The following is a 23,750-nucleotide window of genomic DNA, read 5'->3' as shown; positions in this document are numbered from 1 at the left end:
CTGAGATCAGAGCGGCAAGAGCCGTGTAACGGGAGACTGTTACGCACGGTTCTGTGAGGGCCGGGAGGTGAGATCCCTCCCGGCTACTCGACCCGATGATCTTCTTGGCAGGGTCGATGCCCTGGCTGGTCAGGGGGACGGTGGCGGAGGTTTTGATGCTCTGGCTGTCGATCAGGCAGGCCCTGGGCTCGCTGGTGCGGCCTTCGGCCTGACGGACTTTGCCGCGTAATAGGCCGGTGAGCTGGTCGAAGATGCCGTCGGCTTCCCAGCGGGCGAAGTAGCCGTAAACGCTCTGGTGGGGCGGGAAGTCGTGAGGAAGGTAGCGCCAGGGGATGCCGGTGCGGTCGACGTAGAGGATGGCGTTCATCAGGGTGCGCAGGTCATGGGTGGGCTTGCGGATGCCGTTGCGGGCCTGGCGCCACGCTTCGAGAGTGGGGCGGATGAGTTCCCAGCGGGCGTCGGACAGGTCGCTGGGGTAGGGCTGTGGAGTTTGCATGATGGATGCGTATGGGGTGGCAGCTGGTCTGGCCAGGGCGTGTGCGGGTTTGCCGGGTGCACCGGGGCGTGCGTTCTCGACACGGCGCGTACCGGTAGATTTCCAAATGAGACAGGAGCACTTACAAGGAAACCGGCGTACTACAGTTCTGCCGATTGCCGCAGAAGCGGTGTTTCCGGCGAATCGCTTCGCTGAGCGCTCGATCCGACTCCTGGAATTCCCCCTGAACCATCCAATACCAGAATCAAACGCTCACTAAAAGGCTGTCTCAGCCGGCTCGAGCCGGTCTTCGGCGGGCGTAGAAGCCGTTTCGTCGCTGGACCGGTCGATCTTGGTTCCCCTTCAGCCACCGAGCAGGACCCTGGCGCCGCCTCCCACGGGAGAGGCGTCGTGGTCGTTGCCGAGCCGGTCCGGCAGCAGCCGATGTCACCAGATGAACCGGTTCCTTCCAGCGATAGGTGGGGCAGACCTGCTGACGGGCGGTCGCGAGCAGTCGTCGAAGTGCAGCTGCTGCGAGACAGCAGCTTCATCTCATTACCGCGACAGAGCGCGCTACTCTGAGTGACCATCCTTGGTGCCTGTCGTGGGTGTTGAGGTGGGTCAGGCCGGGTGCGTTCGCGTTCCCCGCCCAGGACGAGATTCCCGGTGCTGGTTTGGTGCTGACTTTGGAGGGTCAATAGCGGGAAAATCGCAGGTCGTAGCTCTGATCGAATGAGTTGTCGTACCACTCGATGGTGGTACCGATGAGGCTGGCGGCGACGATGCGGGGGAGGCTGGCGGGGGGTGGGGGAGCGGTGGTCGGGGAGGCCATGTGCGCCACTTCCTCGTGTGCGGTGGGGACGGGTATGTGTCGGGACACCGTAGAAACCTGCAGGTCAGGCGCACATGTGGTGGGACAACATAGTTCGGCGTGGGAGTGTGCGTGCGGCCCCCATGCCGAGGTTCCGAGCCCAAGTCAGAGGCTCAATCGGCCGGTGGAATCATGGAGACCGTCTGGGCCGAGCTCGACGTACGGTGAACTGCATGGTGGCGACCACTCACTCCTACGCCGCCCCAGACGGCGCCTGGATGCGAGAGTTCGACGACAGACTCGCCACCGCAGCCGCCGCCAAACTCACCGGCCTGCTCACCACTCGCACCACCGGTACTCCCATCGCCGTCGGCCCCGCAGCAGCCCGCCTCCACGCCGGCCTCGACCGCGCCGCCGCCCAACTCCCTGTTCCCGGAGACCCCCACGGGACGCCCCCGAGCCTCCGGGCGCTCGCCGCCGACCCTCGGGCTGCTGCCGGCCTCATCCGCGCCGAACTGCCCGAGCTGCACGTCGGCACCCTCAACCACTGTCTGTGGCAGCCGGAATGGGCCGAGTGCACCAAGCACCTCCCCGACGGCGAAGACAGTGCCCCGCTCATCGGGGCCTGCCAGCCCGCCCGCTGCCGTAACTCCGCCGTCAGCGCGGACCACGCCCCGATCTGGCCGGCCGAACAACACGACCTCACCCAGCAACTACGCGACCGCCGCCTTCCGCCCGCCCGCCGAGCCGCCCTCCAGGCCCGCCTCGACGACGTCGAGCCCATCACCACGCCCCTCACCCAGGACCTGTGAACGGCCGTTTCCCCAGCCTCCGAAGCCAAACTCCGCGCCGCGATGACCCGCCTTTTGGCCGGGCAGCCCCAGCGCACCGATGGCGCCCTCACCAAGGAAAACCTCGCCCGTGAAGCCGGAGTCAGCCACGCCACCGTCCATCGCGCCACCACCATCCTCGCCGAATGGAACATCCACGTCCCCCGCCCTGTCCGCAGCACACCCGCCGAAAAGACCCGCACCGACACCATCGCCGTTCTGCGCACCCAGCTTGCCCAGGCCCGCCAGCAGGTCCGCGACTTCCAGGCCGGCTCGACGCGCTGGCCACCGTGACCGCATACCTGTATGCCGAGAACCTCACCTTGCACCGACGCCACCACGGCCCGTCCGCCACAGCCGAGGGCCCAGCGGAAGGTGCGGTGTCACCCCCAGCTGGCCGACTGATCAAACCGGCCGAATGACCCGGAGTCCCGCTGCGCTCTGATACCGCTGGATTTCCCTGTAGCGCCCGGCGGTAGGCGGTCAGGGTGCCGCCGTAGGTGCGGTGACCACGGGGTGAGGTGGGCCTGGTCCGCGAAGCCGCCTCAGCAGCCGCACACCTAGGCTGACCGTTCAGCGGGGGCCGGCGCCTTGCCACGCTTGGCCTGCAGCAACTGCCGGCGCTTGTCATCCTTGGCCCAGCTGTGCGAGCCGGGCTTGCGTGCCTCGTCCATCAGTTGCTTGACAGTGTGCTTGCAAATGAACTCCTTTAGCTTCGCGCCAGGGCGGCCTCCGAGGTAGAACCTCTTCGCGGTGTCGTCCTTGTAGGCGAACTGGAAGATGCCGGCGCGACGACCCAGGCTGATGCACTGGCCGATGAACCCCAGGCTGATGGGCGCGGGTGGCTCACCCGCCATCCGGCGGAGCACCGTGTCGGCGGCATGCGCGCCCAGAGGAACCGCGGCCTGGCAACTCATCCGAAACGGCAGGTCCGACGGTGCCGCCGAATCACCCGCAGCGACGATGCGCCCGTCATCCACGCTCGTCAACGTCTCGTCCGTGAGCAGACGGCCCAAGGCATCGGTGCTCAGTCCGCTGCGGCCGGCCAGGTCCGGCACGCCGAATCCGGCGGTCCAGATGGTCACCCTGCTCGGCAGCTCGCGGCCGCCACCGAGCTGCACGACATCGCGAGTCACAGCCGTCACCTTCGCGTCGGGGCCTTCGAGCACGGTCACACCGAGTTTGCCCAGCCGCTTGGCAACCGAGCGCCGACCTCGAGGGTGAAGGTAGGGGCCGAGCACCTCGCCGCAGACCAGGGTCACGGCGTGGCCCTCCTCTGCCAGTTCGGCAGCGGTCTCGATGCCGGTCGGACCGGCTCCGACAACCGTCATCGCGGCCGTTGCAGGCGCTGCGCCGAGGACTGGCCGCAGCCGCTCCGCCTCCTCCAGGCTGGCAATCGGGTAGGCGAACTCGGCCGCTCCCGGCACGCGCGGGTCGGCGCTGCCGCTGCCCACTGCGTAGACCAGGTAGTCGTAGCCGACCGTGCCCCCGGTCGCCAACGTCACGCTGCGCTCGGACGCGTCGATCCGTGTCACTGTGTCGACCACCAGCCGGATGCCGTTGCCCAGGACTTGGGTGTAGTCGACGAGCGCGTCGTGGGATCCGCCCACCAGTTGGTGCAGGCGGATTCGCTCGACGAAGACCGGGCGCGGATTGATCAGAGTCACTGCCACGTCGTCGCGCTGCGTCAGGCGGTTGGCCGCCATGACGCCGGCGTATCCACCGCCGATCACGACCACGTTGGTGCTCTCAGTCATGGTGTCTCCGTAAGTTGTCAGGTGGCCTGGGAGGGCCGGATGTGGCTGATGGTGGCTTGCCTGATGTGGCTCCGAAGGAGTGGCCGTCCGGCTCTCCGGGGCGCCGCTGCTGATGGAGATGTGCGCGCCTTGTGCGGTCTGCTGTTTGCGGAAGTGACGGCGGGGTGTTGCTCGGGCCGACGGCACGCTGTGCGGAACGAGAGGGGCGAGTGGGCAAGCGACAGGCCCAGGACTTGGTGTGGGCTGGCGTCGACGCCGCCATGGGCCACCACTGGGTGGCTTCCTCCGCGCTGCCCGGCCGCACGGTCAACCACATGACCGGCGCCTACCGCGGTAAGGACAAGACCGACGCACGTGACGCCCACGTCGTCGCCGAAACCGCCCGGCAGCGCCCTCGCCGGGGGTGACCCGGGCCAGCAGGCGCGCTCATCCGCTGATGGTCAGTCGTGCGGCGTCGGTGTGGGAGAAGTCCAGGTCGGCCATCTCGGCGGGGACATGGGTGACGGCGGCCGCGGCATGGCCTGCGGGCTTGTCAGGCCGGCTCAAGCAGGGTGTTCCGGCGGGGCTCGCGCGTCATCTTCTGAGCTGCTCCGTGAGGAAGGCGATGATCTCGTCACGGGCACGCGTAGTCGGATGACCCTGCTCGTCCACGAGATGTGCCGTGACGACGCTGTGGGCACAGCCGACGACGTCGCGGAAGAAGGGCGGAGGGTTCGTGTTTGCTGCATCTCCGGGAAGCACGCGGCCGTCGAACGCTTCGCCGAGCAGCGCTTGGTAGGCCGCGAACCGCTGGCCCGTGCACCACCTGTCGTTGTCGAAGCGGTACGCGAGTACCTTCAGTCCGTCTCGTTCGATGCGTTCGGCCAGGGCCGCCGCGTCCTCGTCCCCGATCTCCAGCCCTCCGGGGTCGTCGAGCGGCAGCGAGGGATGGTTGACGACCGGGGCGATGACGGCCGGTTCGAGGGCCATGGTCAGCGCGAAGTTGCCGGTGAAGCACAGCCCGACCGCGCCGACGCCCGGCCCACCGCAGTCTGCGTGCGCGATACGCGCGAGGCCGCGCAGCCATGCCACGACGGGGCTGGTGCCGCCCCCGGCGAACGCTCGGAACTCGGCGCTGACACATGCGCGCCGGACGACGGCCTCGCCTGCCTCGGTGGTCGGGTAGGCGCCGTCGACGCCGAACAGCGAGGGCAGATACACGCGGAAGCCGGCATGACGCACCCAGCGCGCGAACCGCGCGACGTCGGGGCTGATGCCCGGCATCTCGGGCATCAGGATGACGCCGGGTCCCGTCCCGGCGACGTACACGGTCTTGCTGACGCCATCGACGCTGACGGCTCTCCGGGAGAAGTCGTCCAAGGGGTCGTCGCGCCGTGCTCGCATCGTTGTCATACGAGGAGTGTGGTGAGACGGTATCCCCACGAGAAGCGGCGACATCGCCACATAGTGCGGCGATCTCGCCATCCCCGTGTGGAGCCGGAGGAACCATGAACCCGCTGCGCCTGGGTGTGCTGGCGTATCCCGGCTGCTTCGCCTCGGAGGTGTTCGGGATCCCCGACCTGCTGGCCATGGCCAATCACGTCGCGGCGGCGCACGGGTCGGACCGACCGCCCTACGAGGTGTGTGTCGTCTCGCCCCGGCGGCGGGTGGTCGCCTCCGGCGGCGCGGCCATCGAGGTGACGGCGCTGCGCCCCGTCGACGTCCTGATCGTGCCGGGTTTCGAGCTGTCGCCCAGCCTCGATCTCGACGCGACGCTCGCGAACCTGAAGCCCGAAATAGCGGCGATCCGGTCGCAGGCCGCCTCCGGGATCGCTGTCGTGTCGATCTGTGTCGGCGCCTTCCTCCTCGCCGAGGCCGGTCTGCTCGACGGGCGCGAGGCGACGACGTCCTGGCTGTTCGCGGATCGGTTCGCCCGTCGATACGCCCACGTCAAGGTGCGCCCCGAGCGTCTGGTGGTCACCGATCGCGGTGTGACGACGACCGCCGCCTTCAGCGCCATGTACGACTTCGCGCTCCAGTTGATCCGTGAGCACGACGGCTCCCGCGTCGCCCGCAGCACCGCACGCATCGCGCTCGTCGACGACGCCCGCTCCACCCAGACCCCCTACGTCGACCTGGAACTAATGCCCGCCGTCGGCCGGGAGTTCTCACGCGGTGTGAAGCGGTGGCTCGACCAGAACCTCGGGGCACGCTACGACCTGTCCGCCCTCGCCGAGGCGTTCCACGTGAGCACCCGAACCATGCTCCGCCGCTTCGGTGAGGAAGCAGGTCAGACCCCGCTCGCCTACTTGCAGTCCGCTCGGGTCCGCCGGGCCCGTCATCTGCTGGAGACCACCGACAGGACCATCGTGCGCATCGCCGCCGACGTCGGGTACGCGGACACGAGCACCTTCAGCGCCATCTTCGCCCGGCACACCGGCCAGCGGCCCCGGGACTACCGCGCCACGTTCCGCCGGCCGGATCGCGAAGCGGACCGCAACGCCGCACGCGGCCCTGATCTCCCAGAACCCGGACAGACCCAGTTCACGTCCTCCAGCTCCCACTCCCGTCGTGCAGCCCACGCCTCTTGACGGGAGTGCCATGAATCAGGTGTGTACCTCCACGAAGGATGCGGAAGCTGATGGGTGAGGGTGGGATTCCGCCCGAGCTGGCCCAGCACCTGATGCAGGCGGCCCTGGAGGTCGAGATGGACCTGCACCCGGCCGCCGAGGCCGACCTGGTCGGCGGGCGTGGGTCACTTGACGAACTACCGGCGGGTAACGTGACGGTCCGTACCGGCAGGCCGCATGTCCAGGGCATGGTCCTCGGCGTAGTCCAGAGCGTGCCGGGCGGCTCCGACCGAGACGATAGCGTCGCCCAGTCGCGAGACGGCAACCAGTGGGGGAGTAGGGGAGTAGATGCGTACGCCGACAGCCGGGCTGTGAGGTCTGGGATGATCGCATCGGCGGACTCGGCGACCGCGCCGCCGATGACCACCACTGCCGGGTTGAGCAGGATGCTCAGGGATGCGGTCACCCGGGCCATGGACGTGGCCGGCCGGTCCAGGATCTTCAGAGCCACGTGATCCCCGCCGGCTGCGGCGGCGGACACCATCTCTGCCGTGAGGTCATCCGGGGAGTTCTGGTACATCTCGCTCAGTGAGGTCGGTGCGGCGGCGGACCGGACAGCTTCCCTGCCCCATGTGCGCGCGAAGGTGGCCGGACCCGAAGGCCCTTCGACCCCCTCGAGCGGGCCTACGTAGCCCAGCTCACCAAAGCCGCCCCGGCTGCCGTGCAGAAGCCGCCCGGACTCGAAGAGACTCCCGCGCCGATCCGGTCGCCCGCGAGCAGGACGGCGAGATCGTCAACGCCCTGGGCTGCTCCGCGCCACCGCTCGCCTGATGCCGCCAGGTTGGCGTCGTTCTCCAGCAGGACGTGCCACCCGTGCTGGTCGGCAAGGGCCGTCGGCAGGTCGACGTCGAACATCTGCCAGTGGTCATCGGCGGTCAGCACCGTCCCGTCCCGGCTGACTGGAGCGGCCACCCCCACGGAGACCGCCGGCACGGATGCCGCAGGCACTCCCGCGTCCTCGAGCACGGCCAGCGCCGCACGGTTGACGACGTCGAGGCGCTCGGCCGCAGCGGCGCCCCCACCGCTGAACCGGCAGGGTCACCTTGGCAAGCGGCTCGCCCAAGAGGTCTGCCAGCATGACCCTAGTCTTCGCATCCCCCATGTCGGGCCCCGTCGCCGTGAGGGACGGGGCATGCCTACTCGCCCTTCAGCAGACGGGCCAGTTCGTCGTCGACGTCGACCTTGCCCGTGTCGACGGCCGCGTGCCCCACCTGGCGGCGAGCATCACCCGGCGCCGCGAAAGTCAACGCCGCGCCCAACGACCGGCTGCCCTTTTGCCCTGACACCGGCTCAGCCTGCCCGGCCCTCGGAGCAGTCTGCATCGCGTGGCGCCGGGCGGGTGTCGGTGATGTCGTGGGCCCACGTCTCGCTTCCAGGCGTCCAGGGGCTCGAGTGCGTCGAGCAGTTGGCGACCGTGTCGTGTCAGCGCATATCCGGCGCCGCCGTCGGTGGTCACCGGCCCCGCCTCGCCGAGTCAGCAAGGCGGTCGCGCAGCACGCTGGACGACATCCGGTTGCATACCTCCTGCAGCGCCCGGAAGTCGAGCGGCTCCGTACGCAACTCCCAAAGCACGCGCAGCATCCAGCGACGTCCGAGCAGGTCCAGCAGCGCCATGATCGGCCGTCCGGTGCGCGATGACCGCACTGGTCGGCCGGGCAACGGTGTGGACATGGGCAACCTCCAAGATTGCGCTTCGATTTCCGAAGCGCTATGGTCACTTCGTTTTCCGAAGCAGACGTCAGGAGTGTCGTTCATGACTCACGCCCCCACCGGCCCTCGGATCCCACCGCTGGAGCCCCCCTACGACCCGACCACAAAGACCATGCTTGACAAGTGGATGCCGCCCAACAGCGGAATGGAGCCGCTGGCGCTCTTCCGCACCTTCGGGGTGCACGACGAGCTCGCCTCCCGTATGCGACCGCTCGGCGCGGGCATCCTGGGACACGGCCGGGTCGAGCCGCGGCTGCGCGAGGTGATGATCCACCGCACCTGCGCACTCTGCGGCGCGGAGTACGAGTGGGGGGTACATGCCGCCGGTTTCGCCAAGCCGCTCGGCTTCACCGATGCCCAGCTCTTCTCCACCGTCCACGGCAGCGCCGAGGATCCCGTGTGGTCGCAGGACGAGGCGCTGGTCTTCCGCCTCGCCGACGAGCTTTACGCGACGAACGGTGTTGGCGCTGAGCTGTTCGCCGCCCTGAGCGCGCTGTTCTCGCCCGACCAGATCCTCGAGCTCGTGATCACCGCAGGGTGGTACCGGACGATCTCCTACGTCATCAACACCGCCCAGGTCGAGTTGGAGGACTGGGCACCGCGATTCCCCCTGGGGTAGGTCGCGCCCTGGGTGGACAGCACAAGGCAATGGGCGGATGGCCGCCCGGCTGGATGAGGGCGGCAAACCGGCAAGCGCGGAACGCCTCGTGACCTCCGGCCCGGTCTTCGCAGCGGCAGGAAGACCTGAGCCAGAACGATGGCGAGGGCGATCTGTGCTGTTCTCATGCGTCGGCGGTCCTGCGGCGGCGGCGTTCGGCTCCCAGGCGGGCGTAGTAGTCGACGATTTCGGGGGCGCCCACGGCGGCGGGGTTGACGACCTGCTCGGGGGGAGTGCCCTGGAGAAGGCGCTTGACGGGGACTTCGAGTTTCTTGCCGGTGCGTGTGTGAGGGATGGCCGGGACTTCGAGGATCTCGTCTGGGACGTGACGAGGGGAGGCGCCGGTGCGGATCGCTTCCTTGATCTTCTCGCGGAGGGCGTCGTCCAGGTTCACTCCGGCGGCGGGGACCACAACAGGGGCATCCAGTAGCCGCCGTCAGGTTCCTCCGCGCCGATGACGAGGGCTTTGGCAATTTCGGGAAGGCGTTCGACGACGTCGTGAATGTCCGCGCTGCCCAGGCGTACGCCGTTGCGGTTCCGCGTGCTGTCGGATCGGCCGTGGACGATCATCGAGCCGTGACCCGTGACCCGGGACCGTGATCCAGTCGCCGTGCCGCCACACGCCGGGGTAGGAGGAGAAGTAGGCGTCGCGGTAGCGGGTGCCATGAGGGTCGTTCCAGAAGTACAGCGGCATCGACGGCATGGGGCGGGTGACGACCAGCCCGCCCACCTCGTCGGTGACTGGGAGGCCTTCGGCGTCGTATGCGGCCACGCCGAGGCGGGGGGCGGACAACTCCCGGCCCAGACGGGAGTGTTGGGCGCGCTGCCGGCGAAGCGGACACCACGTCCGTGCCGCCGCTGGTGGACGAGAGCAGGACATGGTCGCCCACGTGGTCGCGGACCCAGGGGTAGGCGGAGGCCGACAGGGCGGAGCCGGTGCAGCCGACCATGCGGACGGACGACAGGTCGTGACCGGACGGGTCGATGCCGAACTTGGCCATGCTCAGCAGGTACTGGGGGCTTGTGCCGAAAACGGTCACCCGACAGCACGTACCCCGGCGCTCGTCGCGACCGAGGCGTGCGTGTCGATGACACGCAACCGCACACGGCGGACCAGCGTGAGGTAGGAGCCCGTCGGACAGGCTCGCCCACCGGGCTGGCGTGCGCTGGCCCTTCAGGCGGACCAGCAGCCGTGCGCCGGTGGTCGCGCTCCTGGTCAGGAACTCGTCGCTGTCGAAGCCCAGGTCCGCCAGCAGCAGCATGCTGTCGTCCAGCAGCGGCAGGAGTTGCTCGGGGTGGACGGTCTCGGCCGACGCGACCGGCCCGAAGACCGCGCCGAGCGGGGCCCGCGTCCCGGTCTCGTAGATGCGCTCTTGCGCTTCGCGGGCTGCCGGCGGATTTCCCAGCCGTACGCCAACTCGACATGGGAATCGGGACAGGCGTCCCTGTCAGGCGGGTTTCAGGAAGCGAGCGCCTGGCCCGGGCGTGCGGTGGATGGCTTCCGGGGGCAGGTGGGTGTGCCCTGCGGCGTATTCGAGAACGACCTGGACGGGCTGCTCGCAGGCTCCTTCAACGCGACCCGGGCGGTTTCCTGGGCGCTCGTTCACCGGTCGGCCGCTGTCTACGTCGGGGGAGCGCCCGCGGACGCGCCCCGCTACAAGGCCGTCCCCTCCGCGCCGGAAGGGCAGCTCGATGAGCGCGGGCGGGCGGGTGTTCGCCAAGGTCACCGAGGCGATCCTCGACGCCGAGAACGGTGCGTGGCCACGCGATCCCAGTCGGATCTGGGTGATCCCCACCGAGGTCCCCGAGGTCCCCGAGGTTTCCGAGGGCCACTGGGGCGGACGCGGCCAGATCACCCCGCTCGCGGCCGTTCTGACTCGCCGAGGACAGGGCCGCGCCCGCACTCAGGACAGTGCCTGCACCCCCATCACCCCAAGCCGCGAAAAGTCAATGTCCAACCGCCGGCTACCCACTCACCCTGAGAGTCGCGTCGTCACCCTGCCCCGGGTCGGCGCCGAGCGCCTTCGGGGCGGTCTCCATCGCGTGGCTCCGGGCGGGTGTCGGCAATGTCTTGAGCCCACGCCTTGCTCCAGGCGTCCAGGGGCTCAAGCGCGTCGAGCAGTTGCCGCCCTCGCCTGGTCAGCGCATATCCGGCGCCGGGGTCGGCGGTCACCAGCCCCGCCTCGTCGAGCTCGGCGAGGCGGTCGCTCAGCACGCTGGACGACATCCGATCGCACGCGTCCTGCAGCGCCCGGAAGCCGAGCGGCTCCGTGCGCAACTCCCAGAGCACGCGCAGCATCCAGCGGCGCCCCAGCAGGTCCAGCAGCGCCATGATCGGCCGTCCTGTGCGCGATGACCGCACTGGCCGGCCGGGCAATGGTGTCGGCATGGGCAACCTCCGCGATTGCGCTTCTATTTTCAAAGCACCAGTAGGGTCACTTCGTTTTTCGAAGCACATGGGGAGTGTAGTTCATGACTCAGTTCCACGCTGGCTCGCGGATCCCACGATCCACCGGACCTGCGCACTCTGCGGCGCTGAGTACGAGTGGGGGTACACGCCGTCGGTTTCGCCAAGCCGCTCGGTTTCACCGACGCCCAGCTCTTCTCGACTGTCCACGGCAGCGCCGAAGATCCGGTGTGGTCGCAGGACGAGGCGCTGCTCTTCCGCCTTGCCGACGAGCTCTACGCGACAAACGGTGTCTGCGATGAGCTGTTCGCCGCCCTTAGCTTGTCATTCATCCAGTTCGCCGGGGTTTCGTGCCCACCTTGTGGTGGGCGGGACGGCTGAACGCCTCGCCAGTGGCAAGCACTCTGCCCACATCGTGCCGGGTGGCCGGGCGGCGGTTCTTCGAGCCCGGCGGCCTGCCTGGCCCGGGCACGCCAGCCGACTCCTCCTCACCAACCCCGCCGAAAGAGGCCGCCCTGCTGAAACCGGCCGCTGATCAGCGGCCGTTGCCCGAACGGTAGACACTGAGGTTGCCGTAGGCCGACAGAACGCCGCCCAGGTCGCCGGGTTTGTGCCGCAGGGTGGTGTCCAGGAAGGCGAGAGTAGCCGCGGCGACGACGCGCGGACTCTCGGTGCGCCCCAGGGACCCGACTATCGAGGGCACAGGCGGCAGGTACAGGGGGCCGTCCATGAAGGTGAGGTGTGCGGCGCCGGGGATGGTGAGCCGGTAGCTCGTCGCGGTGCTGAGTTTGAGGGCCTTGGTGAGGCGGGGTATGTAGTGCGGGTCGGTTCCGGGGGTGATGGCTTGGGTGAGCGCGAGCGTCGGCTGGTGCAGGGAGGGGGAGGTGGGGCCGTGGGGGTAGCCGTCCAGATCGATGACGGCGTCGAACCGGTGGTCCTGCCGGGCTGCCTGCAGGGCGGCAGCACCACCCATGGAGTGGCCGGTGACCGCGACCCGGCTGGTGTCCAGGCGTCCGGTCAGCGGGCCGGCAATCTCACCTCGACCTAGACGGTCCAGCTGGGTGAGGACGAAGCTGAGGTCGGCGGCCCGAACAGCCGTCCAGCCGGCCGCCAGCTTGTCGTCCTTGTCTCGGTCGCCGGTGGAGGCGGTCTTGGTGTGAATCGTTCGGCCGTCGGTGAGGACGACGGCGGCGGAGTCGTACGGGTGGTCGAGGGCGGCGACCACATAGCCGTGGCTGGCCAGTTCCTCCGCCCAGGCGGTGTTCTGGGTGCGCACTCCGCCCGATCCGGGAGAGAACAGCACGACTGGAAACCGTCCGCCACTGCTCGCCACCGGTGCGTTGAAGACCGAATGGGTGTGAGCACGCGGGACGCCGTCGACCAGGAAGCCGGGCAGGCCAACCTCGTGGGCGAGGGCGTCAGAGACGGTGCGCGCCTCGTGCTCCGTGCGTCCGAGGTACTGGGCCCCCTGCGTGCCTGCTGGGCTCTTCTGGGCGGGGTACCAGAGCTGGACCACGACCGTGCGCCGGTCGTGCGGATCGGCGGTGAAGCTCTCGGGGCGGCGTGGGTCGGTCCACTGCAGCACGCGGGTCCCGACCGCGAAACGGCCTGACGGCTCGGGGAAGACAGGTACAGGGAAGGACCAGGCGGCCACCGGGCCCGTGGCGATCAGGCCGACGCAGGCAGCCGATCCAGGCAACGCCAGCCACCATGGGGCCCGCCGCGCTGGCCGGCCTCTACGGCGTCGCAACAGAGGAGAGAAGACGAACGGCAGCGTGAAGGCAGCGCCTGCCAGCACCGGCAGCATCTGCCAGCGGATCCCCACCACACTCAGCACGATCACGGCCAGCACGAATACCGCCCCTGCCGCGATCGTGACGCGTGGGCGGGCAGCGGGGGGAAGCCAGCGCGCCACCACCAGCGCGACGGCACCTAGCAAGGCAAGGAATTCCAGAGGGGACATGTACAGCCCCGTGATGATCTCGGTCACCCGGCCATCCTCGGCGCGGGGCACGGGATGCCACATCGGACCCGGGTCGCCGTCGCGTGCCACCGGAGTCGCAATCCGAGGCATGTCCCCTGTGCGACCGGAGTCGCAATCGAGCAGGCCAGTTCAGCGGCTGCTTTGCGACCGCGGGAGGTAGCGGGACTCCTCCTGCGGTCGTATCTCGGCACAGTGCCATCAGACGGTGGACTCATGCGTTCCGCGGGACTGCGGCCTACCGTGGCAGGGCCGCGGTACACGCCGGGTAGCCCGGGGCTTCGCTCCCCTGTACCCGACTCGGCTCCGGCTGTACGCGGTGGTGGCCCCGGCCGTGGGCCACCATGATGCTGAATCGACAGGGACGTGTGATGACCGAGGCGGCCGCAGAGCCCGGCAATGCCCACCCGGTGCGCTACCGCGACGGGGTGCGGCGGACGAGGACAGCCGCACGGCTGACGAGGTGCGCCGACCTGACCTCCGCCCGAGCGGCGTGGCTGACGCGTGCCGGCCGGCGCTGGGGCTCCCGGCTGCCGCCCATGCTGTGGGACTTGCTGCTGCCGACGCTGCTCCTCGTCAACGTCGTGACCACGCGCGCCCCGCAGGAGCTGCCGGTGGCCGTGGCCCTCACCGTCGCCCTTGCACTGCCCCTGGTGTGGCGGCGCCGGGCCCCGCTCACGGTGTTCGGCGCCGTGGCAGCCGCGGCCTTCGTCCAATGGGTGATGGACATCCAACTACCGGCGGACATCGCCTTGCTGGTAGCGCTCTACACGGTGGCCGCGAACTCGGGCCGGCGCGGCACGCTGGTCGCCGGTGCCATCGTGGAGGCAGGCGTCGTCCTGGCCTGCCTGCGCTGGGCGACGGCAGGCGCATTTCTGACCCCTTTCGTCGGGGTGACCGCGATGGCCATTGCCGCCGCCGTCCTCGGTATGAATGTGCGGACCACGCGCGCCTACCTCGCAGCCCTGGAGGAACGGGCCGCACGCCTGGAGCAAGAACAGGGCCAGCAGGCGCGGCTGGCCGTCGCCGAGGAAAGGACACGTATCACCCGGGAGATGCACGACATCGTCACCCACAACCTGTCCGTCATGGTCGCGCTCACCGACGCCGCCGTCTACGCGCAGCACCGGTCGCCCGACAAGGCGACCACCGCGATGCTCCAGATCTCCGAGACAGGCCGGCAGGCACTGACCGACATGCGGCGCTCCCTGGGCGTCCTACGGACCGACGAACCGGAGGCGGAGCGCCACCCGTTGCCCGGCATCACACAACTGCAGGCCCTCGCCGACCAGATGTGCGCCGCCGGGCTGCCGACCTGCCTCGAGGTCCAGGGCGGCCACACCCACATTCCCGCCACCGCACAACTGACCGTCTACCGTCTGGTACAGGAAGCCTTGACCAACACCCTCAAGCACACACCCCCCGGCACACACGCGGAGGTCCGGGTGCGGTGCTCAGCCGAGACCGTCACAGTGGACGTCACCGACAGCGGCCCCTGCCCGCCACTCCCCGACGCCACGGCGTCCGGCCACGGCATCCCCGGCATGCACGAGCGCGCGGCCGCCTACGGGGGGAAGTTGCAGGCCGGGCCGCTCCCGGGCGGCGGTTGGGGAGTCCATACCCGCCTCTTCCTCGGCAGCAGCGGAGCGGCGTCCGCATGACGATCCGCATCCTGATCGCCGACGACGAAGCGCTGCTTCGTATGGCCTTCAGCACGGTCCTGGAGGCCCAGCCCGACATGGCACCGGTCGGCGAAGCTGCGGACGGCATGGAGGCCGTACGCCTCGCCCGGGAACTGCGCCCGGATGTCGTCCTCATGGACGTCCGGATGCCCGGGACCGACGGGATCGAGGCCACCCGGCAGCTCATCCGGATCTCCCCGCAGAGCAGAGTGCTGATCCTCACCACCTTCGACCTGGACGAATACGCCTTCGCCGGACTCAACGCCGGAGCCTCGGGCTTCCTGCTGAAGAACACCAGGCCCGAGGAATTGCTCTCCGCGATACGCAGCGTGGCCGCGGGCGACGCGGTGGTCTCCCCGCGGATCACCCGCCGCCTGCTGGACAACCTCTGCCCGCACATCCCCGACGGCAGCAGCGCCGACCACGACGAGCGGCTGAGCCGGCTCAGCGCCCGCGAGCGCGAGGTGCTCATCCAGGTGGGCCGCGGCCTGTCCAACACCGAGATCGCGGCCACCCTGTACGTCGCGGAGGCGACCGTGAAGTCCCATCTGGGGCGAATCCTGCAAAAGCTCGAACTCCGCGACCGGATCCAGGCCGTGATCTTCGCCTACGAATGCCGCCTCATCCACCCGGCATGACGCCGCCGCCCGGAGCCAACGGCGATGTCACACTCCCACAACAAGCAGCACGCCTACATGGTCATGTTCTCCTAATAGCTACGTCGGACGATCGTGTAGCGCTGCGTGACGCCCGGGGTTGAGGTTCTCGTGCGGTCGGACGGCACCGGCGTGACGAGCGAGCCGGGGACCGAGTCCGAGAGCCTGGGCGCGCTGCGGCTGCCGCGGCCCGGGTGGCGCCACTGTCCGCCCGCCCTCGTCGTACACGGCGGCGATTGATCAGTCGACGCCAAGCCGTCGCCTGCCACTGCCACTACCAGCGGCGGCCGCACACGTTCGAGAAGCGGTCCGGGCAAGACAGCTTTGACGGTCCATCAGTCCGCTGCACTGCCCCAAACCACCCCTGAACAGGGAAAATTCGAGGTGCTGCTGGAGCACCACTGTAGTAAGGGCAGCACTCATTCTTCGCCGCCTGGAAGCACTCCTCGATCGCCCACCTGGTGCCGGCGACGTGCACCAGGTCGTCCACGCCGGCATCCAGGGCCGCGTAACCGGGGTAGTAGGCGATCCATGTTCGGCTTGTGCATGGCCGATGCGCGGGCAGCGGACGGTGGACAGGTACTTGGACACCGCCAGTACGTAGCTGACGGTCCTGCAGCACCCGCCGAAATCGGCATTCTTGTCCGGAGGCGGCGTCCGCTGTCACCCAGGCACCGGCAGCGGCGAGGCCAGGGCGCGGCCGGTGGCTGTCCACCCGGTCGGCATGACCATCCCCGACGCCATCCACCACGCCGCTCTACCGCATCCGCGGACAGCTGATGGGGGGAGCTTTTGTGCTTCAGCGTGTTGGCACAGCCGGTGCTCCGTGGGGCGGTGGGGAACGCGGGCCGGTCGTGCCTGCTCGCAGCGTGGTTACCCTAATCGCCACATCAGTCAACAACGAACAGACGGGCGCCTTCTTGCGTGCTTGAGCGGTGTGGCTGCATGTCGTTTCCGACCTGATAGCTGCCGCCGGCCTTGATGGTGACGATTTCACCGTTTGCCAGTTCGGTGGTGAGTGTTCCTTCAAGGACCAGCAGGATGTGGCCCCGAGTGCACCAGTGATCGGCCACGTAGCCGGGGCTGTACTCCACCATCCGAACGCGCACGCCACCGAATTCGCGTGTGCGCCAGGTCGCGTTCCCCGAGTCGCCCGCATGCATTGAAGGGGTAACCTCTGACCAGTCAGTGATTCCGAAGGGTGTGTCAGCCAAATCCATTGTCCCGCGCTCCTTTCGCCGGTACTCGCCTGCCACTCAGTCCGATCGCTCGAATCAGCGCCGGATAGACCCCCAGTAGCGGAAGGGCTAAGCGGTCAGCGTGGGCCAGGCCAGCGGATGCGGCTTGCCTGGGGCAAGCCATTGCAGCCGCTCGTCGAGGCCGGCGTCCGCGAAGGCGGTTGATATCGCCTCGGGCCGCTCGGCGAAGTGCTCCCAGGAGTCGTAGTGGATCGGAACGACGCTGCGCGCATCGAGGGAGCGGGCCAAAGCCACCGCCTCCTCGCTGTTCATCGAGAATCGCGTGTCGCCACCCACTTCAAAGTGGGCGTCGCCGAGATGGAGGAAGGCCGTGCCGATCCTGAACCGCCGACCGATCTCGTCGAGGGCGTCGTGGTAGACGGTATCGCCGGAAATGTAGATCGCGGCCTGCGCATCGGGGACTTCCAGCACGAACCCCACGGTGTCTCCCATGATCGGCTCGATGCCTTCCGGTCCGTGCCGTGAAGGAGTGGCGGTGACCTTGAGACGGGTGGCGCCTTGCGTGACTTCGTGGCTCTGCCACGGCGCCAGCCCAACGGCGTTGCCGCCGAGTCGGGACGCACCAGAGACCGTGGTGATCACCGTGGTAGCGGTGGGGAGCAAGGCACGGCCGGCAAGATCGAGGTTGTCCTCGTGCTCGTCGTGGCTGAGCAGGATGAGATCGATCGCGGGCAGCTGGTCGGCTGTGAGTGCCGGACCTGCGGTGCTGCGCAGCTTGTACGTACCACCGAGCACGGGCACCTCGCCGATGTACTCGCTGCCGGCAGGGTCGAGCACGGGGTCGGTCAGGATCGTCAGCTCCCCGATGGTGAGCAAGACGGTCGCTGTTCCGACATGGGTAGTGGTGATCTCCATGGTGTGGTGCTCCAGAGTGTGTTTGCGGTGTGGGTTGGCCGGTCGGTTGCGGGCATGGCGACGCTGACCTACGGGTGGTCGAGTCGTCTTTGGGGGGTCTGTTTCTCAGTTGTCAGGGTGCGGACCGCGGCCGGTTGTCCTGGCGTGCTTGGCCGCTTCGTCGGCGATTGGGACTGAGGAGGGCGTGAGTCCGGCAGCGCGTGTGCGGAAACGGCACCGGTACTCGGCCGGTGTGGTCCCCAGCTGGCGGCGGAAGGCTCTGTGCAGTGTCTCCACCGAGCCGATACCGCAGGCGGCGGCGACGTCGTCGAGGGCTCGGTCCGTCTCCTCAAGCAACCGGCGGGCAACTTCGATCCGCGCGGCCTCCACGTAGGCGGCAGGGGTGCGACCGTACTCGGCCCGGAATACGCGGGAGAAATGCCGGACGCTGAGGTTGACCCGGTCGGCAAGGACGTCCACGGACAAGTCCTCGCGAATGTTGTCGGCGATCCAGGTGAGCAGCTCCCCGAGCTCGTCGCGTGAGGGTTCCTGCAGCGACAGCGGTACGCTGAACTGGCTCTGCCCACCGGGCCGCTTGAGGTACATCACGAGCAACCGCGCGACCTGCAGCGCGACCTTGTCTCCGTGGTCCTCGGCGACCAATGCGAGGGCCAGATCCATCCCGGCGCAGCCTCCGGCGCACGTCCACACCCGGCCTTCCCTGACGAAGATCGGATCGGGGTCGACATCAATGCGCGGGTGGTCGGCGGCGAGCCGGGGCGCCGTGTACCAGTGGGTGGCCACGGTGAGTCCGTCCAGCAGCCCGGCGGCGGCGAGGATGTGGGCGCCTGCACATACGGACGCGATTCGCCGCACCCGGGGTGCTGTTTCGGCGACCCAGTCGACCAGGGCAGGGTCGACCACCGGTTCCAGTCCTGCGGTCCCGAACTCGATGGCGCCCGGCACCATCAGTGTGTCCGCTCCCCGCCCCGCCTGGGCGAGGTCAACGTCGGCGACCAGCTGTACACCACTGGCGGTACGCACCGGCCCCGGCCGCTCCGCCGCGAGCTGCATCTCGTAGCCGCGTGCACCGGATCTCTTGACGAGTTGGGACGCAACGGAGAAGACCTCGACCGGTCCGGTCACGTCGAGCAACTCGACGCCTGCGAAGAGGGTCACCACGATCCTGCGGGGCGCGTGCATGACGCCATCGTCGGCGCCTGGAGTGGGTGTCTGCAAGGACGGGGTTCTGGCACTTTCGGCCATCGACAGGAGAGCGGTGGGACGCAGTGGCCCATCGGGCCGGCCGTGACAGTGCCCGCCTGAGCACCGGTGTCGATTCGGCGCCACTAGCTCTCGGCCTTGTGCAGACTGCTGGCATGGGCGCCCCTGGGCTTTCGCCTTCGGCTACGCCACACCAGGCACACGGCGGTTGCGGACCCGGTCCACAGGGACCGGAATGGTCACCTTGATACCGCGTCTTCGCAGGTAGGCCCGGCTGCCGCGGGAGTCGTACGCCTAAGGACCGATCCGGGGCACCCGGATCGCCTCGAGGACCGGCTCGAACTGCAGAAGTGGTGATTGCGGATCAGAGGGCCAACTTCTTGTAGAAGCAGACCCGGTCCTGCCCAGGACCGTCGTAGTCACTGTGTAGGGGCAGACCATCGACCTCTCGGTCCCCACTTTCGAGGGTGAATCCCATAGCGCGGTGAAAGGCGATGGATCCTGTGTTTCCCGGCGAGGTAATCGCGCGCACCGCCGTGCGGCCGACTTCGGCGGCATGCTGGAAGAAGGTCGTGTACAGACGCCGAGCAGCCCCCTGCCCACGAAGCTCGGGATCCACTCCCACGAAGTGGATGTACGCCTCTTCGTCGTTGTCTGCGGCGTGAAAACCAATGAGGAAAGCCCTGATGCCGGCTTCGTCCTCCAGGACCAGGCTGGTGCCGGAGAAAAACTGCAAGAACAGCTTGGGGAGCAGCAGTGACAGCTCGCGGGCCTGCGCGGGGGTACGTGAGTCCCCCCACCACTGCTGCACACATGCGACGATCCTGCCGTGGTCGGAGACGCGGGCCTGTCGCAACACTGGCATGTCGTTCCCTCTCGGAGTCATGGCGTTGGCCGGGCACCCACTTTGAGCGAAACTCACCGTCAGACGCTGACGGCTATTTTCCCGCGTGCGCGGCCGCTCCTCAGGTAGCCGATGGCCTCGGGGACGTCGGCCAGCGGGTAGGTCCGGTCGATGACGGGGGTCATCGCGCCAGCCTCGATGAGCTCCGCGAGGAGCCGCAGGTCGTCGTGGCTCTGCGTGGAGAAGAAGCCGCGGAGGCGCTGGCCGGTGAACGGAGACAGCAGCAGCGCTCGCAGGAGCCGGCCCATGCCGCCGAACCACTTCCCGCCGTCCTCACCGCCGACCAGGACCAGCGTCCCGCCGGGGCTGAGGACGCGGCGCAGCCGGGCCAGGGGGCGGTTGCCGGCGATGTCGAGAACGAGATCGTAGCGGCGGGTGCCGTCGGTGGGGTCCTGACGCGAGTAGTCGATCACCTCGTCGGCGCCGAGGGAGCGGACCAGCTCCGCTGTGGCGTCGCCGCAGACACCGGTGACATGGCCGGCCCCGAGGGCCTTGGCCAGTTGCACCGCGAAGGTGCCCACGCCACCCCCGGCGCCGATGACGAGGACACTCTGCCCGGACCGCAGTCGCCCGACATCGCGCAGCGCCTGGAGGGCTGTGCAGCCGGAAACCGGGACGACGGCCGCCTGCTCGAAGCCGGCGTTGCCGGGCTTGCGGGCGAGCCTGTCCTGCTTGGCGCAGGCGTACTCGGCGAACGATCCGTCGCAGGTGCCGTACACCTCGTCGCCCGGCTGGAAGCGGGTGACGTCCGGGCCGACGGCCTTGACCCGTCCGGCGACATCCATGCCCCGGACGCGTGCCTTGGGCGCCCGCAGCCCGAAACCGAGGGCGCGCAGCAGATACGGCTGGCCCGTGGTGAGGTGCCAGACGCCCGGGTCTACGGATGCCGCCCGGACCTGGATGAGCACCTCGCCGCTACCGGGCTCCGGCTGTGCGATCTCTTCGACACGCAGGTCCTCGGGCGGTCCGTAGGCGTCTTGGACGATGGCCTTCACTTGCTCTCTCCCTCGATCTCGCCGGTTTCATCGGTTCCGGGGTACTGGAAAGCCTGTTCGAGCGGGACGCCGAACACTCGGGCGATCTGGAAGGCCATCTCCAGGGTGGGCGAGTAGCGGCCCTGTTCGATGGCGATGACGGTCTGGCGGGTCACGCCGATGCGGCGGGCGAGTTCGGCCTGGGTCATCTCGCCGTGGGCGAAGCGCAGCGCCCGGATCGTGTTGGTGACCCTGGTCGGCCTCACCACGGGTGGAAGCCCAGCCGGTAGGCGACGATCTTCGCCGTGGATGACAGGATCGCCGACAGGACGAACGCCAGGTAGATGGCGTTGGCGATCCAGAACTGATCGGCGCGGACCATCGCGAGGACGAGTCCGGCCACGCCGCCGATCACGATGAACGACTGCCCGATGTACATGCCGAAGCGGTGGATCTCCCGGTCTCGCTGGTCCTTGGTGTTCGCGCCCTCGGGAGACACGATCGCCACCGTGATGTTCAGCGCGATCTGCGTGACGATCGCCGCACCGACGGTCCACAGCAGCGGGGACGCATAGGACGTCTGCGCCAGCGGCGCCGCTCCTTCGTGCCGCCGCAGGACGACGCCCAGGTACGCCGCGTATGACGCGACCGTGACCAGGACCATGATCCAGGCACGTTTCTCTTCGAATGCCACTGCCCGCTCCCGATGTAAAGAAAGCTTGACACGGACAATGTCAAACAGCCGCGACATGATGTCAAGTTTTCTGTACATCGCAGGGTGGCGGCGGCGGTTGGGTCGGCAAGCGCTGACCAACCCGGCCTCCACCCATCGCCACTGAGGGTGCCTTCGAGCCGGGCTGGAAGCCGGGATCGTCGATGGCCGCTGCCGCACCGCCGACCTCGCGCAACGCCCGTCGCAGCCGGGCGGCGGGGGACCGGTCAGGCGGACGGACGCCGGGCCCTGCTGGTCCGCACGGAGGGGGACGCGCCCTGACCGACCAGGTGCACCGCCGCCGCTCGGCGTTCACGGCGGCGTGGCCCGCGCCCGACCGGGCCCTGTTCGCCCGCCCTCTGACGTCCTTCGTCGAAGCCCTCGGCAGCCTGCCGAACCGAGAGACCTGGAACCCGCCCGCCGGCCCCGGCACACACCACCGGCCCAACCCGGGGGCTCAGCCGCGGGATCTGAGTCGCCGGAGCATTCGTGCGTCCTGGAAGCCGACCGAGCGGGCCGCCGATTCGACCGTCGCGCCCTGGCCGATGAGGTGTTCGGCGCGCTCGACGCGGAGGAGTTGCTGGTAGCGCAACGGGGTCAGGCCCGTCGACTCCGTGAAGTGGCGAGTCAGTGTGCGTTCGCTGACGCCGACGGCAGAGGCGAGATCGGCCAAGCCCAGGCGCTCCGTGAAGCGGGTGTCGATCAGGTCCTGGGCGCGGTGGACCACGTCGTTCACGTGCGCGCGGTGTCGCAACATCGCGCTCACCTGCTGGTCGTCTCCGTTGCGGCGGGCGTAGACGACCATCTGGCGGGCTACGCGCGCGGCGGCTGCCGGGCCATGGCGGACGGCGACCAGATGGAGAGCCAGGTCGATGCCGCTGGCGATGCCCGCCGAGGTCACCACGCGATCGTCAACCACGTACAGGACGTCCCGTACAACGCTCGCCCGGGGATAGCGCCGGGCGAGTTCGTCCTGCACATCGTGGTGAGTGGTGCAGCGCCGACCGTCGAGCAGTCCCGCCCGGCCGAGGGCGTCCGCCCCCACGCAGACACTGGCGACGATACCGCCGGACGCGTGGTGATCCGCGAGCCACCGCAGCGCGGCCGGGCCGATCGGCCCACCGCCTCGGAGCCGCACCCCCCCGCCAGCCGGGGACGATCAGCAGATCGTCGGGCGCGGGCTCCGGCAGGCTCACCTCCGCTCGCAGCGTCACGCCTTGCGCGGTGGGTACGTCCTCCCGCTCGGCCACATAGCCCACCTCGTACCCATAGCCGAAATCGGCCGCCGTGGTGAAGACCTGGGCGGGCCCGGCGAGGTCCAGCAGATGCAGCTGCGGGACGAGCAGGAAGACGACACGGGTCACGATCCGGTCAGCCCCTTACGCCGCTCGTGACTGCCTCGCCGGTCAGCTCGTCAACACTGGCGATGGTCGCGAAGCGGCCCGCCAGCGCGTACTCGGTGCGGGCGATGATCTGGTCCGTGGAGAGGGTCAGCGGGTCGGCGAGGATCTCCGCGAGGGAGCGCCCGGCGGGGGCGTTCCAATGCTCGATCGGATGGGTCGCCGTCGCGTCCGTGACGAACGTGACTCCGTAACCGAAGTCGGAAGCAACCCGGGCGGTCGTCTCGCAGCATTGCTCGGTGCGGATGCCGCACACGACCACCTCGCGGATGCCGCGCTCGGTCAGCAGCTGCTGCAAGTTGGTCGTGGTGAAGGCGTTGTGCGAGGTCTTGGTGACCACCGGCTCGCCATCGGCCGGGACGAGGCCGTCGATCAGGCGGACGTGGCCGAGGGCGGGGTCGAAGGCGGTTCCGCTGCCCGGCTGGGAGTGCAGAACCCACACCACCAGGTCGCCCTTGGACCGGGCGGCTTCGACCAGGCGGTCCACCTGCGCCGCGACACCGGGGTCGGACACGGCCGCCCAGTTCGGCAGCTGCCGGAACGACTCCTGGACATCAATGACGATCAGTGCTCTGTTCATGCCCCGATCCTCGCCGTCGCCATGGCTCACGCAGAAGACACCATCATGCCCCGATGCGGACTGATCCGGTCACAAAATGCTCAGAGGGGCGCCGGGTCGCGCCAGGAGGCGGTGGCTTCGCCGGTGAGGCGGCGGGCCATCAGGTCGGTCATGGCGAGGTGGATCACGGCTTCGGACCGGGCCGGGAGGGTTTCGTAGTCGGCGCGATTCTCGTGCAGAACTGCGTCAAGGGCGGTCGCCTGCCTCGGACATGCAGGCGCCCCGTACCGCGGGGGATGCGGTACGGG

General features: G+C 68.9%; 24 protein-coding genes and 6 pseudogenes. 9 read left to right on the top strand and 21 right to left on the bottom strand.

Annotation, left to right across the window (positions count from 1 at the left end):
* Positions 1-496 (bottom strand): transposase (locus ACWD3E_RS32230; protein ID WP_451391062.1); only part of this gene is annotated, 496 nt, incomplete at its 3' end.
* A gap of 1,023 nt (positions 497-1,519) precedes the next feature.
* Here ACWD3E_RS32230 and ACWD3E_RS32225 point away from each other — a divergent pair.
* A complete protein-coding gene (locus ACWD3E_RS32225; protein WP_451391061.1) occupies positions 1,520-2,098 on the top strand; it encodes a hypothetical protein in 579 nt (192 codons plus the stop codon).
* Positions 2,099-2,140: 42 nt separating this feature from the next.
* Positions 2,141-2,410, top strand: coding sequence for a hypothetical protein (locus ACWD3E_RS32220; protein WP_451391060.1), 270 nt, complete (start codon positions 2,141-2,143; stop codon positions 2,408-2,410).
* A gap of 266 nt (positions 2,411-2,676) precedes the next feature.
* Here ACWD3E_RS32220 and ACWD3E_RS32215 read toward each other — a convergent pair whose 3' ends face one another.
* Positions 2,677-3,873: an NAD(P)/FAD-dependent oxidoreductase gene (locus ACWD3E_RS32215; protein ID WP_451391059.1), complete on the bottom strand. Its 1,197-nt coding sequence runs from the start codon at positions 3,871-3,873 to the stop codon at positions 2,677-2,679.
* Positions 3,874-4,133: 260 nt separating this feature from the next.
* Between ACWD3E_RS32215 and ACWD3E_RS32210 the strand changes: the two are divergent.
* Positions 4,134-4,265: pseudogene (locus ACWD3E_RS32210) on the top strand (IS110 family transposase); the annotation flags it as partial.
* Positions 4,266-4,446: 181 nt separating this feature from the next.
* Here the strand turns inward: ACWD3E_RS32210 and ACWD3E_RS32205 are convergent.
* On the bottom strand, positions 4,447-5,265 hold the full coding sequence (locus ACWD3E_RS32205) for a dienelactone hydrolase family protein (protein ID WP_451391058.1): 819 nt from the start codon (positions 5,263-5,265) through the stop codon (positions 4,447-4,449).
* A 95-nt stretch (positions 5,266-5,360) separates the two neighbouring features.
* Between ACWD3E_RS32205 and ACWD3E_RS32200 the strand changes: the two genes are divergently transcribed.
* Both ACWD3E_RS32200 and ACWD3E_RS32195 read left to right on the top strand, forming a co-directional pair.
* The gene (locus ACWD3E_RS32200; RefSeq protein WP_451391057.1) at positions 5,361-6,443 is read left to right on the top strand and encodes a GlxA family transcriptional regulator; all 1,083 of its coding nucleotides are present in this window, start codon (positions 5,361-5,363) and stop codon (positions 6,441-6,443) included.
* Positions 6,444-6,493: 50 nt separating this feature from the next.
* The gene (locus tag ACWD3E_RS32195) at positions 6,494-6,937 is read left to right on the top strand and encodes a hypothetical protein (protein WP_451391077.1); all 444 of its coding nucleotides are present in this window, start codon (positions 6,494-6,496) and stop codon (positions 6,935-6,937) included.
* Here ACWD3E_RS32195 and ACWD3E_RS32190 read toward each other — a convergent pair.
* The 4 genes and pseudogenes from ACWD3E_RS32190 to ACWD3E_RS32175 form a co-directional block, all read right to left on the bottom strand.
* Positions 6,832-7,119 (bottom strand): annotated as a pseudogene (locus ACWD3E_RS32190) (ROK family protein); the annotation flags it as partial. The gene ACWD3E_RS32195 and the pseudogene ACWD3E_RS32190 sit on opposite strands and share 106 nt — an antisense overlap.
* Positions 7,107-7,430 carry an ROK family protein gene (locus ACWD3E_RS32185; protein WP_451391056.1) on the bottom strand — a complete coding sequence of 108 codons (324 nt, stop codon included), beginning with the start codon at positions 7,428-7,430 and terminating at the stop codon, positions 7,107-7,109. The pseudogene ACWD3E_RS32190 and the gene ACWD3E_RS32185, both read right to left, overlap by 13 nt.
* Before the next feature lie 188 nt (positions 7,431-7,618).
* The gene (locus tag ACWD3E_RS32180) at positions 7,619-7,768 is read right to left on the bottom strand and encodes a hypothetical protein (protein WP_451391055.1); all 150 of its coding nucleotides are present in this window, start codon (positions 7,766-7,768) and stop codon (positions 7,619-7,621) included.
* 166 nt (positions 7,769-7,934) lie between these two features.
* On the bottom strand, positions 7,935-8,096 hold the full coding sequence (locus ACWD3E_RS32175) for a hypothetical protein (protein ID WP_451391054.1): 162 nt from the start codon (positions 8,094-8,096) through the stop codon (positions 7,935-7,937).
* Between the two features lie 139 nt (positions 8,097-8,235).
* On the opposite strand from ACWD3E_RS32175, the gene ACWD3E_RS32170 reads away from it, so the two are divergent.
* Entirely contained in the window at positions 8,236-8,811 is a 576-nt protein-coding gene (locus tag ACWD3E_RS32170) for a carboxymuconolactone decarboxylase family protein (RefSeq protein WP_451391053.1), read from the top strand.
* A 163-nt stretch (positions 8,812-8,974) separates the two neighbouring features.
* Here the strand turns inward: ACWD3E_RS32170 and ACWD3E_RS32165 are convergent.
* From ACWD3E_RS32165 to ACWD3E_RS32155, 3 genes and pseudogenes are all read right to left on the bottom strand, one after another.
* A pseudogene (locus tag ACWD3E_RS32165) lies at positions 8,975-9,893 on the bottom strand (AMP-binding enzyme); the annotation flags it as partial.
* A pseudogene (locus ACWD3E_RS32160) lies at positions 9,890-10,211 on the bottom strand (IS4-like element ISSav1 family transposase); the annotation flags it as partial. The pseudogenes ACWD3E_RS32160 and ACWD3E_RS32165, both read right to left, overlap by 4 nt.
* A gap of 632 nt (positions 10,212-10,843) precedes the next feature.
* A complete protein-coding gene (locus ACWD3E_RS32155; RefSeq protein ID WP_451391052.1) occupies positions 10,844-11,182 on the bottom strand; it encodes a winged helix-turn-helix transcriptional regulator in 339 nt (112 codons plus the stop codon).
* A gap of 213 nt (positions 11,183-11,395) precedes the next feature.
* On the opposite strand from ACWD3E_RS32155, the gene ACWD3E_RS32150 reads away from it, so the two are divergent.
* Positions 11,396-11,638 (top strand): hypothetical protein, encoded by a 243-nt coding sequence (locus ACWD3E_RS32150; protein WP_451391076.1) that lies wholly within the window; start codon positions 11,396-11,398, stop codon positions 11,636-11,638.
* A gap of 154 nt (positions 11,639-11,792) precedes the next feature.
* On the opposite strand, the gene ACWD3E_RS32145 is transcribed toward ACWD3E_RS32150, so the two are convergent.
* Entirely contained in the window at positions 11,793-13,283 is a 1,491-nt protein-coding gene (locus ACWD3E_RS32145) for an alpha/beta hydrolase family protein (protein WP_451391051.1), read from the bottom strand.
* A gap of 326 nt (positions 13,284-13,609) precedes the next feature.
* On the opposite strand from ACWD3E_RS32145, the gene ACWD3E_RS32140 reads away from it, so the two are divergent.
* Both ACWD3E_RS32140 and ACWD3E_RS32135 read left to right on the top strand, forming a co-directional pair.
* A complete protein-coding gene (locus ACWD3E_RS32140) occupies positions 13,610-14,899 on the top strand; it encodes a sensor histidine kinase (protein WP_451391050.1) in 1,290 nt (429 codons plus the stop codon).
* A complete protein-coding gene (locus ACWD3E_RS32135; protein WP_451391049.1) occupies positions 14,896-15,558 on the top strand; it encodes a response regulator in 663 nt (220 codons plus the stop codon). The genes ACWD3E_RS32140 and ACWD3E_RS32135 overlap by 4 nt, the downstream gene beginning before the upstream one ends.
* A 908-nt stretch (positions 15,559-16,466) precedes the next feature.
* Here ACWD3E_RS32135 and ACWD3E_RS32130 read toward each other — a convergent pair.
* The 10 genes and pseudogenes from ACWD3E_RS32130 to ACWD3E_RS32085 all read right to left on the bottom strand — a co-directional run.
* Positions 16,467-16,796: a DHCW motif cupin fold protein gene (locus tag ACWD3E_RS32130; RefSeq protein ID WP_451391048.1), complete on the bottom strand. Its 330-nt coding sequence runs from the start codon at positions 16,794-16,796 to the stop codon at positions 16,467-16,469.
* An 87-nt stretch (positions 16,797-16,883) separates the two neighbouring features.
* The gene (locus ACWD3E_RS32125) at positions 16,884-17,690 is read right to left on the bottom strand and encodes an MBL fold metallo-hydrolase (protein WP_451391047.1); all 807 of its coding nucleotides are present in this window, start codon (positions 17,688-17,690) and stop codon (positions 16,884-16,886) included.
* Positions 17,691-17,795: 105 nt separating this feature from the next.
* Positions 17,796-18,872 (bottom strand): GlxA family transcriptional regulator, encoded by a 1,077-nt coding sequence (locus ACWD3E_RS32120; RefSeq protein WP_451391046.1) that lies wholly within the window; start codon positions 18,870-18,872, stop codon positions 17,796-17,798.
* A 385-nt stretch (positions 18,873-19,257) separates the two neighbouring features.
* Entirely contained in the window at positions 19,258-19,758 is a 501-nt protein-coding gene (locus ACWD3E_RS32115; protein ID WP_451391045.1) for an N-acetyltransferase family protein, read from the bottom strand.
* Between the two features lie 59 nt (positions 19,759-19,817).
* Positions 19,818-20,792, bottom strand: coding sequence for an NAD(P)-dependent alcohol dehydrogenase (locus ACWD3E_RS32110; RefSeq protein ID WP_451391044.1), 975 nt, complete (start codon positions 20,790-20,792; stop codon positions 19,818-19,820).
* Positions 20,789-21,040, bottom strand: coding sequence for a helix-turn-helix transcriptional regulator (locus ACWD3E_RS32105; protein ID WP_451391043.1), 252 nt, complete (start codon positions 21,038-21,040; stop codon positions 20,789-20,791). The genes ACWD3E_RS32110 and ACWD3E_RS32105 overlap by 4 nt, the downstream gene beginning before the upstream one ends.
* The gene (locus ACWD3E_RS32100) at positions 21,034-21,465 is read right to left on the bottom strand and encodes a hypothetical protein (protein WP_451391042.1); all 432 of its coding nucleotides are present in this window, start codon (positions 21,463-21,465) and stop codon (positions 21,034-21,036) included. Before ACWD3E_RS32100 ends, ACWD3E_RS32105 begins: the two co-directional genes overlap by 7 nt.
* Positions 21,466-21,940: 475 nt before the next feature.
* Positions 21,941-22,847: pseudogene (locus ACWD3E_RS32095) on the bottom strand (GlxA family transcriptional regulator).
* A 7-nt stretch (positions 22,848-22,854) separates the two neighbouring features.
* Positions 22,855-23,463: a cysteine hydrolase family protein gene (locus ACWD3E_RS32090; protein WP_451391041.1), complete on the bottom strand. Its 609-nt coding sequence runs from the start codon at positions 23,461-23,463 to the stop codon at positions 22,855-22,857.
* Between the two features lie 80 nt (positions 23,464-23,543).
* Positions 23,544-23,684 (bottom strand): annotated as a pseudogene (locus ACWD3E_RS32085) (IS5 family transposase); the annotation flags it as partial.
* Between the last annotated feature and the right edge of the window lie 66 nt (positions 23,685-23,750).

Source organism: Streptomyces sp. NPDC002676, from assembly GCF_053592455.1.
The sequence above is the reverse complement of the archived record's forward strand: the minus strand, read 5'-3'. Positions and strand labels throughout refer to the sequence as shown.